Below are 12947 nucleotides of genomic sequence, written 5' to 3'. Positions count from 1 at the left end.
GCGGGAGCGTGGGAATGATGGGAAATTAGGTGGCGGATAACGCTGGCGCGTTATGCGCCCTACGCGGAGCCCACCGCCCGTGTAGGAGCGGGCCATGCCCGCGACCCTCCGCCGCTCAATTCGCCTCCTTCACCGCACTCAGGAAGCACCGCGTGCGCTCGTGCTGTGGGTGGTTGAACAGCTGGTCCGGAGTGCCCTGCTCCAGAATGCTGCCCTGGTGGAAGAAGCACACGCGGTCGGCGAATTCGCGGGCGAAGCCCATCTGGTGGGTGACCATCAGCATCGTCAGGTTGTGCTCGGCGCCGAGGCGGCGCACCACGTTGAGCACTTCGCCGCAGAGTTCCGGGTCGAGCGCCGAGGTCACCTCGTCGAACAGCATCACCTTCGGCCGCATCGCCAGCGCGCGGGCGATCGCCACCCGCTGCTGCTGGCCGCCGGAAAGCTGCGACGGATAGTGATCCAGCTTGTTGCCCAGGCCGACCATCTCCAGCAGCTCCACGGCGCGCTCGCGGGCCTGGTCGCGCGGCAGGCCGAGGACCTGCACCGGCGCTTCCATCACGTTCTTCAGGGCGCTCATGTGCGGGAACAGGTTGAAGCTCTGGAACACCATGCCGATCTTGCTGCGCACCCGGCGCACGTGGCTTTCCGGCGCGCGCACCAGCTGGCCGTTGCGCTGCAGGTGGGTCAGAGGCTCGCCGTCGACCTCGATCACCCCGCTGTCGATGCTCTCCAGGGTCATCAGCACGCGCAGCAGGGTGGACTTGCCGGAGCCGCTCGGGCCGATGATCGCCACCTTCTCGTTGGCGCCGATCTCCAGGTTCAGGTCCTTCAGCACGCTGAAGCTGCCGTAGCTCTTGCAGACGTTGCGGAAGCGCACCATCGGCTGCGCCGTTTCCGGACGCGGCGACTCGCTGCCCGCCGGGCGGGATTTCATGGACAGTACGGTCATATTCTTGTCTCCGGTTTTCATGGCAGCGCGGTACGTTTTTCCACCTGGCGCACGACACCGGCCAGGCTGATGCTGATCAGCAGGAAGAACACCCCGACCAGGGTGATCGGCTCCAGGTAGCGGAAGCTGTCGGAACCGATGTTCTTCGCCTGCTGCATGATTTCCACCACGGTGATCGCCGAGAGCACCGGGGTGTCCTTGAACATGGCGATCAGGTAGTTGCCCAGGGCCGGCAGCACGGGGCGCACCGCCTGCGGCAGGATCACTTCGCGGTAGGCCTTCCACGGCGAGAAGTTCAGCGCGGTGACCGCCTCCCACTGCCCGCGCGGCACCGCTTCCAGGCCGGCGCGGTAGACCTCGGCGGTGTAGCAGGCGTAGTGCAGGGCGATGCCCAGGGTGCCGGCGATCAGCGCGGTCATGCTCAACCCGTAGCTCGGCAGCACGTAGAACAGGAAGTACACCTGGATCAGCAGCGGTGTGCTGCGGATGAACTCGATCAGCGAGGCCGCCGGCCACGACAGCCAGTAGTGCTTGCTGCGCCGGGCGATGGCGAACAGCAGGCCGAGCACCACGGCGAGGGCGAAGCCGACCAGGGTGATGCCGATGGTGCGCAGCGAGGCGTGCAGGAGTTGCGGCAGGATCTGCCAGGCGAAATCCCAGTCGAACAGTTTCATCACAGACCTCCCTGGATGCGGCCGTGGCCGAGCCAGCGCTCGACGCGACGCATCGCGAACACGATGGCCTGGGCCATGACGAAATACAGGACCAGCGCGAGGGCGAAGATCTTCAGCGTCTCGAAGGTCGCCTGGTCGAGCTGGCGGGCGCGGAAGGTCAGGTCGGACAGCGTGATCAGCGACACCAGCGAGGTGTTCTTCAGCAGTTCGATGAGCAGGTTGGTGCCCGGCGGGATCGCGCAGAGCAGTGCCTGCGGCAGGATGATCCGGCGGAAGCGCGTCACCGGCGTCATGTTCAGCGCCAGCGCCGCCTCGTACTGCCCCTTGGGCACCGAGCCGATGGCGCCGCGCATCACTTCCGCGCCATAGGCGCCGATGTGCAGGCCGAGGCCGAGGATCGCCACCGCGTAGGGGCTGAGTTCGAGGTTGAACGGCGGCAGCGGCAGCACGAAGAACAGCCAGAAGAGTTGCACGAGCAGCGAGGTGCCGCGGAACACTTCGATGTAGCCGATCGACAGCCAGCGCACCGCCGGCCACGGCGAAAGGCGGCCGAGGGCGGCGACGACGGCGAGGAAGATGGCCAGCAGGGAGCCGAAGAAGGTCACCTGGAGGGTGACCCAGGCGCCCTGCAGCAGCAGTGGAAGCAATTCACCCATGGTGCGAATCCTGTGTGGGGCAGGTTCGTCGGAACGGGGGCGCGGCGGCCCCCGCGCTTACTTCTGGCAGAGCTCGGCGGCGGTCTTGTCGGTCACGTTGGAGCGGTCGAAGCCGAACGGGGCGACGGTCTTCAGGTGCTCCTCGCTGCCCAGCCACTGCTTCAGCTGCTGGTTCACCGCGTCGCGCAGGTCCTTGTCTTCCGGGCGGAAGGCCAGCGCGCCGTAGCCGATGTGTGCCGGGTCATCCTTGAAGTCGCTGATCGCTTCCACCGAATCGCCACCCTTGGCGGCCAGGCCCTTCATGGTCAGCGCGGTGCCGACCGAGGCGTCGGCGCGATTGGCGCGCACCGCCTGCAACTGCGCGGTGGTATCCGGGACCTGGACGATCTGGTCGTCCGGCACGCCTTCGGCGCGGGCGTAGCCCAGTTCGGCGGTGCCGGACATGATCGCCAGGCGCACGTCCGGGTTCTTCGCCACGTCGGCGTAGCTGCGCAGGTTCTTCGGATTGCCCTTCTGCACCAGCAGGGTGTCGGGAATCTGGTAGTGCGGGTCGGTGAACAGCACCTGCTGGCAGCGCGGCGGGGTGATGTACATGCCGGCGGCGATCACGTCGAAGCGCCCGGCGCGCAGGCCCGGGATCAGCGCGCCCCATTCGGTGAGCACCGGCTCGATCTTCTTCACGCCCATCCGGGTGAAGATCTGCGTGGCGATTTCCGGCGATTCGCCGGTCACCTTGCCGGACGTTTCGGTGTAGGCGAACGGCGCCTCGTTGGCGTAGCCGATGCGCACGGTGCCGGTCTTCTGGATGCGTTCGAGGGTGGTTTCGGCATGGGCGGCAAGGCTGGCCGCGGCGCTGGCGAGCAGCGTAAAGGCGAGGCCGAGTCGACGGAATGCGGGTGGGTTGTTCATCTTCGGATCTCCTGATCTCTCGTGGCCGACCCGGCTGGGCGCGGCGGGCAATGGGCAGATAGGAATGTCTTGCGACTGTTGTTCTTGTTTGGGGCCCCGGGGGCCTTCCGAAGTTTCCGCGGTGCGCTGGCTGGCGAACCGCTGTGCATCGAGGGTCAGACTAAGCCGTGGCTCCCTGCGGCTCTTTCCGTTGAACCTGTGGCTGGCGGGAAATTCCTCCGTTGTGCCGGCCGCCAACCGGAGCTTTTTTCTGTGCCTGCTCCCGCCGATGCGGCGCCGGGCCGCATGGGCTGTGGGTCCGAGCATACAAAAGGCTATCCGGCCCCGGGATTGCACTAGGACAATCGTAGAAAATGCCCTATTGCTTCACCCTGTCGGCATGCTGCTGAAGGAGCGCGCGATCATGGAAACCTGGCGCCAGGCGCTGGCCGGGCTGAGAAACGGCGAATCGAAATACAAGACACTGGTGCAGGCGATCAGCCGCGACATCGAACAGGGCGCGCTCGCCGACGGCCAGCGCCTGCCGCCGCAGCGCCAGGTCGCCGACGGCCTCGGCATCAGCGTGCAGACGGTGACCAACGCCTACAAGGAGCTGGAGCGCCAGGGCCTGGTGCGCTGCGAGGTGGGCCGCGGCAGTTTCGTCTCGCGGCGCATGACCGAGGGTGTGTCGCGCTTCATGCTCGACTATCCCGAGCGCACCCTGGTGGACTTCTCCATGGCGCGGATCGTCCACAGCACCGAGCACGACCGCCTGTGGCAGGAAACCTGCCGCGAACTGGCGCAGGAGCGCGAGCAGCCGTGGATGCGCGTGTGCCGGCCGGTCGCCGGCTTCGAGAGCCACCGCGAGGCCGCCGTGCAATGGCTGGCGGGACTGGGGCTGAACGTCGAGTGCGACGACCTGCTGATCACCAACGGCGCCGCCCACGGCATCTTCCTCGCCCTCGCCTCCCTCGCCGGCCCGGACGACGTGGTGCTCTGCGAACAGCTCAGCGACCACGGCGTGATCGGCAATTCCCAGGTGCTCGGCTTCACCCTCAAGGGCGTCGACATCGATAGCGAGGGCATCGACCCGGAACACTTCGAGGACCTCTGCGCCAACGAGCGGATCACCGCGCTGGTGTGCACGCCGAACCTGAACAACCCCACCTCGTCGCTGATGCCCGATGCGCGTCGCCGCGAGATCGCCGAGATCGCCCGGCGCTACGGCGTGTACATCGTCGAGGACGACGTCTACGGTCCGCTGCTCGACGAGCGCCGCGCGCCGCCGATCAGCCACTACGCGCCGGAGCTGTCCTTCTACTGCACCAGCTTCACCAAGAGCGTGCTCACCGGCCTGCGCATCGGCTACCTGGCGATGCCGCGGCGGCTGGCGCTGCGCACCGAGAGCATCCTGCGGGTCAACAGCTGGATGGCCACGCCGCTGCTGGCGGAAGTGGCCTGCCGCTGGATCCACAACGGCAACGCCCGCCAGCTGGTGGAAATCCAGCGCGAACTGCTCGCCGGCCGCCAGGCGCTGGTGCGTGAACAGCTTGGCGAACACCTGCTCGGCCACTCGCCGAATTCCCTGAGCTGCTGGCTGCGGATTCCCGAGCACTGGGAAGTCGACGCCCTGGTCCGCGAGCTGCGCCACCGGCATATCGCCGTCACTCCGCCCGATCCGTTCATGGTGCGCGGCACCGCCCGACCTCGTGCGGTGCGGCTGTGCGTGGGGGCGGATTGCAGCAACGCACGGATGCGCGATGCGCTGGAGGACATGCGCGAGCTGTTCGGGCAATACCCGAAGATCCACGATTTCTGAATTGCCGCTTTCGTAGGATGGGTTGAGCTTGCGATACCCATCATTTCACGGCACCGATGGGTATCGCTTCGCTCAACCCATCCTACGATGCTGTAGGAGCGGGCCATGCCCGCGACAAAAAACGTCGCACGCATGGCGTGCTCCTACAGGGTATTTCCCTGCCTGACAGCCCCGCAAAAAACATCGTCCTAGTACATTCATCACGACAATTTCCCGCCCATACACTCGGCCCGACTGCAACGTCGGGAGGCTGTCATGGCCAACGAGATTCCCCTCATCGAGCTGTACCGCGCACGCCAGCGCATCCAGGGGCTGGTGCGGCAGACGCCGCTGGAGCATTCGCCCAGCCTGTCGCAGCGGCTCGGTGTTCCGGTCTACCTGAAGCTGGAATCCCAGCAGATCACCGGCAGCTTCAAGCTGCGCGGGGCGAGCAATGCCGTCGCCCAGTTGAGCGACGAACAGAAGGCCCGCGGCGTGGTCGCGGCCTCCACCGGCAACCACGGCCGCGCCCTCGCCCATGCCGCCACCGCGCAGGGCGTGAAGGCGACCATCTGCCTGTCGCGCCTGGTGCCGCAGAACAAGGTCGCGGCGATCCGCGCCCTCGGCGCCAACGTGTGCATCGTCGGCAACAGCCAGGACGACGCCCAGGCCGAAGCCGAACGCATCGCCGCCGAGCATGGCGCCACCCTGCTGCCGCCGTTCGACCACCCGCAGGTCATCGCCGGCCAGGGCACCCTCGGCCTGGAAATCCTCGAACAGCTGCCCGACGTGCGCCAGGTGCTGGTGCCGCTCTCCGGTGGCGGCCTGTTCGGCGGCGTCGCGCTGGCGATCAAGCACGCCGATCCGTCGATCCGCCTGCATGGCATCAGCATGCGCCGCGGCGCGGCCATGGCCGCCAGCCTGGACGCCGGCCATCCCGTGGAAGTCGAGGAGCTGGAAACCCTCGCCGACTCCCTCGGCGGCGGCATCGGCCTGGACAACCGCCACACCTTCGGCCTCGCCCGCGCCTACTGCGACCAGTTGCACCTGCTCGACGAGCCTTCCATCGCCGCCGGCATCCGCCACGCCTACCGCGAGGAGCGGCAGGTGGTGGAAGGCGCCGCCGCGGTGGGCATCGCCGCCATCCTCGACGGCCTGATCGAGCCGCTCGGCCCGGTGGTGGTAGTGGTCAGCGGACGCAACATAGCCATCGAACAACACCAACGCATCATCGACGAGGAATCCGCCCATGGCTGACGTCACCCTGCTCAGCGAAACCGACCTGCGCGCCTGCGTGGCGATCGACCGGGAAAGCCTCGACGCCGTCGAGCAGGCCTTCCGCCTGCTGGCCACGGCGCCGGTGGCGATGCCGCCGATCCTGCGCCTGGACATCCCCGAGCACAACGGCGAAGTCGACGTGAAGACCGCCTACCTGCCCGGCCTGCCGCGCTTCGCCATCAAGGTCAGCCCGGGCTTCTTCGACAACCCCAAGCTCGGCCTGCCCAGCCTGAACGGCATGATGATGCTGCTCAACGCGCGTACCGGTCTGCTCGACGCGCTGCTGCTGGACAACGGCTACCTCACCGCCGTGCGTACCGCCTGCGCCGGCGCGGTGGCGGCTAAGTGGCTGTCCCGCGAGGACTCGCGCCAGGTGGCGATCCTCGGCGCCGGCGAGCAGGCGCGCCTGCAGCTCAAGGCGCTGTGCCTGGTGCGGCCGATCGAACGGGCCAGCGTCTGGGCACGGGATGCCGCCAGGGCACGCCAGTTCGCCTCGGACATGAGCGGCGCGCTGGGCATTCCGGTCAGCGCCTGCAGCAGCGTCGACGAAGCGCTGGAAGGCGCCGACATCGCCATCACCACCACGCCCAGCCGCGAGCCGCTGATCCAGCGCCAGCACCTGCGCCCGGGCCTGCACATCACCGCCATGGGCTCGGACGCCGAGCACAAGAACGAGATCGCCGCCGACGCCCTGGCCGCGCTGGACGCCTACGTCGCCGACCGCCTCAGCCAGACCCGCGTGCTCGGCGAGCTGCACCACGCCATCGAGGCCGGCGCGCTCAGCGCCGAGGCCGATTTCGCCGAACTCGGCCAGGTCATCGCCGGCCAGCGCCCGGGCCGCCAGCGCGCGGAGGACGTCACCCTCTGCGACCTGACCGGCACCGGCGCCCAGGACACCGCCATCGCCGGGCTCGCCTACCAGCGGGCGCAGCGGATGGGCAAGGGATTCAATTTCCACAGCTAAGAACCGCCGGATAGACACCCTGTAGGAGCGGGCCATGCCCGCGACATCGCGACTGGTCGCGGGCATGGCCCGCTCCTACAAAAGACCCCCCGAGAGAGGATTTCCGCATGTCCGAAATCGTCGTCAACCTCCCCTTCAGCCGGGAGGAATATGCCCAGCGGATCGCCAAGGTCCGCGCCAGCATGCAGGAGCGCGGCATCGAGCTGCTGCTGGTCACCGATCCGTCGAACATGGCCTGGTTGACCGGCTACGACGGCTGGTCCTTCTACGTGCACCAGTGCGTGCTGCTGGCGCGGGAAGGCGAGCCGGTGTGGTTCGGCCGCGGCCAGGACGCCAACGGCGCGCGGCGCACCGTGTTCATGGCCCCGGACAATATCGTCGGCTACCCCGACCACTACGTGCAGTCCACCGAGCGCCACCCGATGGACTATCTGTCCCGCGAGGTCATCGCCGCGCGCGGCTGGGACCGCCTGAGCGTCGGCGTGGAGATGGACAACTACTACTTCAGCGCCGCCGCCTTCCGCTCGCTGCAGGCCAACCTGCCGTTCGCCAAATTCATCGACGCCACCGCGCTGGTGAACTGGCAGCGCGCCGTGAAGTCGCCGCGCGAGATCGAGTACATGCGCGTCGCCGCGCGCATCGTCGAGAAGATGCACGCGCAGATCGTCGAACGCATCGAACCGGGCATGCGCAAGAACGAGCTGGTCGCGGACATCTACAGCACCGGCATCCTCGGCGTGGACGGCCACGGCGGCGACTACCCGGCCATCGTCCCGCTGCTGCCCACCGGCGCCGACGCCAGCGCGCCGCACCTGACCTGGGACGACACGCCCTTCCAGCGCGGCGCCGGCACCTTCTTCGAGATCGCCGGCTGCTACAGGCGCTACCACTGCCCGCTGTCGCGCACCGTCTACCTCGGCAAGCCGCCGCAGCACTTCCTCGACGCCGAGAAGGCAGTGGTCGAAGGCATTTCCGCCGGCCTCGACGCCGCCAAGCCCGGCAACACCACCGGCGACATCGCCCGCGCCTTCTTCGGCGTGCTGGAGAAGTTCGGCATCCACAAGGACAGCCGCTGCGGCTACCCGATCGGTATCAGCTATCCGCCGGACTGGGGCGAACGCACCATGAGCCTGCGCCCGAGCGACAACAGCGTGCTCGAACCCGGCATGACCTTCCACTTCATGCCCGGCCTGTGGATGGACGACTGGGGGCTGGAGATCACCGAAAGCATCCTGATCACCGACACCGGCGTGCAGACCTTCTGCGACTACCCGCGCCAGCTGTTCGTGAAGGAGTGAGGCGATGACTCAGGCATTACGCGAAAACCCGATAAGCGCCAGCGTCGACTTCGACCGCGACGGCGTGCAGCACGGCCATCTCAAGCTGCCCTATTCGCGCGACGACTCGGCGTGGGGCGCGGTGATGATCCCGGTCTGCGTGGTGAAGAACGGCGACGGCCCGACCGCGCTGCTCACCGGCGGCAACCACGGCGACGAGTACGAAGGCCCGGTGGCGCTCAGCCGCCTGGCCCAGGAACTGCGCGCCGAGGACATCCGCGGCCGGGTGATCATCGTGCCGTTCATGAACACCCCGGCGTTCCTCGCCGGCAAGCGCACCTCGCCGATCGACGCCGGCAACCTCAACCGCAGCTTCCCCGGCCGCCCGGACGGCACGGTGACGCAGAAGATCGCCGACTACTTCCAGCGCACCCTGCTGCCGCTGGCGGACGTGGTGCTGGACATCCATTCCGGCGGCAAGACCCTCGACTTCCTGCCCTTCGCCGCCTGCCACGTGCTGCCGGACAAGGCCCGGCAGGAAGCCAGCGAGGCGCTGATGCGCGCCTTCGCCGCGCCCTACGCCATGCGCATGCTGGAACTGGACGCGGTGGGCATGTACGACACCGCGGCGGAGGAACAGGGCAAGCTGTTCGTCACCACCGAACTCGGTGGCGGCGGAACCAGCAGCGCGCGCAGCGTGGCCATCGCCAGCCGTGGCGTGCGCAATGTGCTGATCGCCGCCGGCATCCTCGGCGGCGAGATGGAACCGGGCCGCTCGGTGATGCTCGATATGCCTGATGGCGACTGCTTCGTCGCCAGCCAGCACAACGGCCTGCTGGAGATGTGCCGCGACCTCGGCGAGTACGTCGCCAAAGGGGATGTGGTGGCGCGGGTGCACGACGTGCTGCGCACCGGCAGCGCGCCGGTGGAGTACCGCGCGAAACGCAGCGGCATCCTCGCCGCGCGGCACTTCCCGGGGCTGGTGCAGAGCGGCGACACCCTGGCGGTGGTCGCCGAGGTCCTGGATTGAGAGCGTCACGCGTGGCGCGGGAGGCATGATGATCAAGCTCGACCGCTATGACCTGAAGATCCTGCGCATCCTCGCCAGCGATGGACGCATCACCAAGTCGAGCCTGGCCGAGGCGATCAACCTCTCGGTCAGCCCGGCCTGGGAGCGCGTGCGCAAGCTGGAGGAATCCGGCCTGATCAAGGGCTACCGCGCCCTGATCGACTGGCCGGCGCTGTTCCGCCAGCAGCAGGTGCTGGTGGAAATCACCCTGGCGCGCCACACCGCCCAGGACATGCGCCGCTTCGAACAGCGCCTGCGCGAGGCGCCGGAGGTGGGCTTCTGCTTCGCCACCGGCGGCGGGGTGGATTACATCGCGATGATCCAGGCGCGGGACATCGACCACTACCAGCGCTTCATCGACCAGCTGCTGGTGGATGATATGGGGATCGAGCGGTACTTCACCTATATCGTCACCAAGGTGATCAAGACGGCGGACGAGGCGGTGCCGGTGGAGGCGATGGAAGGGGCGTGAGCGGGCGCGGAGGCTTTTCGTAGGAGCGAGCTTGCTCGCGAACGAGTTTCCCGGCTGCATCGGTGCTGGGCGGGTTCGCGAGCAAGCTCGCTCCTACAGGTTGTTCCCCGTAGGGCGAATAACGCGAAGCGTTATCCGCCGGTTCCATCGTTCCTATGCTCCCGCGTCCGCCGTCCTACCAAAGCGCCAGGCTGTAGCTGACGATGAAGCGGTTCTCATCGATGTCGTTGCCGAAGTTCGAGCGCGCCGATGCATTGCGGAAATGCAGCTTCACCCCGCGCAGCGGACCGCTCTGCAGCACGTAGGCGATGTCGGTGTTGCGCTCCCACTCCTTGCCTTCGCCACCGATGTTCGGCGCATCGACGTTGTCGCCGTTCACGTAGCGGGTCATGAAGCTGAGCCCGGGTACGCCGAGGGCGGCGAAGTCGTAGTCGTAGCGCAGCTGCCAGGAGCGCTCGTCGGCGTTGCCGAAGTCGCCGATCTGCACCAGGTTGACCAGGTAGGGGTTGCTGCCGGCGAGATAGGCGTAGCCGGTGCGCCCGCTCAGGCGCTGGTAGTACGCGCCGAAGCGATGGGCGCGGTAGCTGTAGGTGAACATCGCGCCCAGGGCGCGGTTGTCGACCTGGCTGGCGCTGCCGTCGGCGCTGGAGTCCGCCCAGCGCAGGTCGGTGCGCAGCGACTGCTCCGGCGTCAGCGGCAGGTTGTAGCCCAGCGTCAGGACGTGCTGTTTGTAGATGTCTTCGAGCTTGCCGAAGGAATAGCCGGTGTTCAGCGCGCTGTTCCACTTGTAGTCGCCGCCGACGAAGTCGAAGCGGTCGGACGTCAGGCCCGGCGCGCCGCGGGCGATGCTCATGTCCTCGTTGTTGGAACCGTCGCGCTGGCGAACCTGCCAGAGCTGCCCGGCATCGAGGCTCAGGCCGTCCAGCTCGCGCGAGTTCAGCCAGGCGCCTTCGAAGGTCTGCGGCAACAGGCGGGTGTCGTTGATCACCACCAGCGGCGAGGTGGGCAGCTGGGTACCGACTTTCAGGGTGCTTTTCGACGCCCGCAGCTTCGCGGTCGCGCCGAGGTGGCTGTAGCTGTCGTCGGCGCGATGGCTCCCCGGGCTGCGTGGCAGAAGGCTGGTGCCGCCGCTGCGGTCGGGGCTGGAGTCGAGCTTCAGCCCCAGCAGGCCGAGGGCGTCCACGCCCACGCCCACCACGCCCTCGGTGTAGCCGGACTCTACGTTGAGGATGAACCCCTGGGCCCATTCCTCGGATTTGCTCTGCACGGCCCCGGGCTGGCGGAAATCGCGATTCATGTAGAAGTTGCGCATGCTCAGGCTGGCCTTGCTGTCGCCGATGAAGTCGGCGAAGGCCGGGGAGGACAGCGCAAGGCTGCCCAGCAGGAGGATGTGCGTGGAATGTCTTGCATTCATGTTCAGTTCTCTTGTCGCATTCGTGACTCGATCACCCGGCGCGCCGACGAGCCGCCCCGTCGGCGCCGCGGGAGCGGCGCCGGGGTGGTGGATGATGCACGCGGGGGTTGTGCCGGCCGCGTTACGGCCGCTTCGGCGCGAGCAGGTGCGCCGGCATGCAGGCGATCAACAGCACGCAGCTGACCAGGATGCATGCGCCGGTGGCGGATACGCCGAGGCTGAGGCTGCCGGTGGCGGTCTTGATCCAGCCCAGCACCGCGGCGCCGGCGAAGCCCCCGATCCCGGCGCCGATGCTGCTGATGAAGGCGATGCCCGCCGCCGCGCCATGGCTGCTCAGGTAGGTCGGTGGAATGGTCCAGAACATTGGAATCGCCGCGTAGATACCGGCCGCGACCAGGCACAGCATGGCGATGGTCAGCGGCAGGCCGATGCCGGGGATGGCGAGCACGAAGAGTGCGGCAGCGGCGGCCAGCGACGGCGCCACCAGATGCCAGCGGCGCTCCTGGAAACGGTCCGAGCTGCGGCCGACCAGGTACATGGTTACGGCCGCCAGCGCATACGGCAGCATCAGCAGAATGCCCACCTGCTTGAGGTTCTCGACGCCGGCGGCCCGGATCATCGACGGCGCCCACGCGGAGAACACTCCCGAGCCCAGGCAGATCCCGCTGTAGACCAGCGACAGCAGATAGACCCGCGGATCGCGCAGCGCGCCGAGCATGCTCGGGTGGCCGGTATCGGTCTTGCCGGCCTGGTCGTTGCGCAGGTCCTGGACGATCACCTCGCGCTCGGCCGGCGACAGCCATTTGGCCTTCTGCGGCGAATCGTCGAGCACCCAGAGCACCGCCAGGCCGAGCAGCACCGCCGGAATCGCCTCGATGATGAACAGCGCCTGCCAGCCGCGCAGACCGAACAGGCCCTCGGCCTCATGCATGATCCAGCCCGACATGAAGCCGCCGAGCATGCCGGCGAACACCACCGCCATCAGCAGCAGCGAACTGATCCGTCCGCGGCGGGCCGCCGGGAACCAGTAGCTGAGGTAGAGCACGATCCCGGGGAAGAACCCGGCCTCGGCGGCGCCCAGGACGAAGCGCGCGACGTACAGCTGCATGGGCGTGGTGACCAGGGCGGTCATCCCCGAGGCGATGCCCCAGATCAGCATGATGCGCATCAGCGTGGCGCGCGCGCCGATCTTCTGCAGGTACAGGTTGCTCGGCACCTCGAACAGCAGGTAGCCGATGTAGAACACGCCGGCACCCAGGCCGTACACCGCGTCGGAGAAACCCAGGTCCTGGGTGAACTGCAGCTTGGCGAAGCCGATGTTGGCGCGGTCGATGTAGTTGACGATGTAGCAGATGAGCAGGAACGGCAGCAGCCGCAGGGCGACCTTGCGGTACACCGCATCGGCGTTCACCTGGGCCTGTTCCGGAATTCTGGTCAGTACGGTCACGAGTCGATCCTTGGCTGGTAGAGTTGTTTTTGTTTACCTGCGTCATTCGGAACCCGGCCCG

The 12947-nt window shown here is 67.6% G+C and carries 12 protein-coding genes; 6 read left to right on the top strand and 6 right to left on the bottom strand.

All coding sequences use genetic code 11. From position 1 onward, the window contains the following. Window positions 1–115 precede the first annotated feature (115 nt). From ehuA to ehuB, 4 genes are read right to left on the bottom strand one after another with little or no spacing between them, the layout of a single operon-like run. Window positions 116–949 carry an ectoine/hydroxyectoine ABC transporter ATP-binding protein EhuA gene (gene ehuA / locus BLR75_RS06305; RefSeq protein ID WP_084314702.1) on the bottom strand — a complete coding sequence of 278 codons (834 nt, stop codon included), beginning with the start codon at window positions 947–949 and terminating at the stop codon, window positions 116–118. A 17-nt stretch (window positions 950–966) separates the two neighbouring features. Continuing rightward, entirely contained in the window at window positions 967–1623 is a 657-nt protein-coding gene (gene ehuD / locus BLR75_RS06300; RefSeq protein ID WP_084314701.1) for an ectoine/hydroxyectoine ABC transporter permease subunit EhuD, read from the bottom strand. Then, entirely contained in the window at window positions 1623–2279 is a 657-nt protein-coding gene (ehuC, locus tag BLR75_RS06295) for an ectoine/hydroxyectoine ABC transporter permease subunit EhuC (protein ID WP_084314700.1), read from the bottom strand. The genes ehuD and ehuC overlap by 1 nt, the downstream gene beginning before the upstream one ends. Before the next feature lie 57 nt (window positions 2280–2336). After that, on the bottom strand, window positions 2337–3188 hold the full coding sequence (gene ehuB, locus BLR75_RS06290; RefSeq protein ID WP_084314699.1) for an ectoine/hydroxyectoine ABC transporter substrate-binding protein EhuB: 852 nt from the start codon (window positions 3186–3188) through the stop codon (window positions 2337–2339). 403 nt (window positions 3189–3591) lie between these two features. On the opposite strand from ehuB, the gene ehuR reads away from it, so the two are divergent. The 6 genes from ehuR (at window position 3592) to BLR75_RS06260 (ending at window position 10025) form a co-directional block, all read left to right on the top strand. Further along, window positions 3592–4986, top strand: a complete 1395-nt coding sequence (gene ehuR, locus BLR75_RS06285) for a MocR-like ectoine utilization transcription factor EhuR (protein ID WP_084314722.1) — start codon at window positions 3592–3594, stop codon at window positions 4984–4986. Window positions 4987–5241: 255 nt separating this feature from the next. After that, the gene (gene eutB / locus BLR75_RS06280) at window positions 5242–6222 is read left to right on the top strand and encodes a hydroxyectoine utilization dehydratase EutB (RefSeq protein WP_084314698.1); all 981 of its coding nucleotides are present in this window, start codon (window positions 5242–5244) and stop codon (window positions 6220–6222) included. After that, window positions 6215–7207, top strand: a complete 993-nt coding sequence (locus BLR75_RS06275) for a cyclodeaminase (protein WP_084314697.1) — start codon at window positions 6215–6217, stop codon at window positions 7205–7207. The genes eutB and BLR75_RS06275 overlap by 8 nt, the downstream gene beginning before the upstream one ends. Window positions 7208–7314: 107 nt before the next feature. Continuing rightward, a complete protein-coding gene (doeA, locus tag BLR75_RS06270; protein WP_084314696.1) occupies window positions 7315–8505 on the top strand; it encodes an ectoine hydrolase DoeA in 1191 nt (396 codons plus the stop codon). A 4-nt stretch (window positions 8506–8509) separates the two neighbouring features. Continuing rightward, window positions 8510–9514, top strand: coding sequence for a N(2)-acetyl-L-2,4-diaminobutanoate deacetylase DoeB (gene doeB / locus BLR75_RS06265; protein WP_084314695.1), 1005 nt, complete (start codon window positions 8510–8512; stop codon window positions 9512–9514). A gap of 28 nt (window positions 9515–9542) precedes the next feature. Beyond that, on the top strand, window positions 9543–10025 hold the full coding sequence (locus BLR75_RS06260; RefSeq protein ID WP_084314721.1) for an Lrp/AsnC family transcriptional regulator: 483 nt from the start codon (window positions 9543–9545) through the stop codon (window positions 10023–10025). A 175-nt stretch (window positions 10026–10200) separates the two neighbouring features. On the opposite strand, the gene BLR75_RS06255 is transcribed toward BLR75_RS06260, so the two are convergent. Beyond that, a complete protein-coding gene (locus BLR75_RS06255) occupies window positions 10201–11439 on the bottom strand; it encodes an OprD family porin (RefSeq protein ID WP_084314694.1) in 1239 nt (412 codons plus the stop codon). 121 nt (window positions 11440–11560) lie between these two features. Beyond that, complete coding sequence (locus BLR75_RS06250) at window positions 11561–12886, bottom strand: MFS transporter (protein ID WP_084314693.1); 1326 nt, start codon at window positions 12884–12886, stop codon at window positions 11561–11563. Window positions 12887–12947 lie beyond the last annotated feature (61 nt).

This window comes from Pseudomonas jinjuensis (genome assembly GCF_900103845.1).
Taxonomy (GTDB): Bacteria; Pseudomonadota; Gammaproteobacteria; order Pseudomonadales; family Pseudomonadaceae; genus Pseudomonas; species Pseudomonas jinjuensis.
This window is presented reverse-complemented; position numbering and strand designations above follow the sequence as displayed.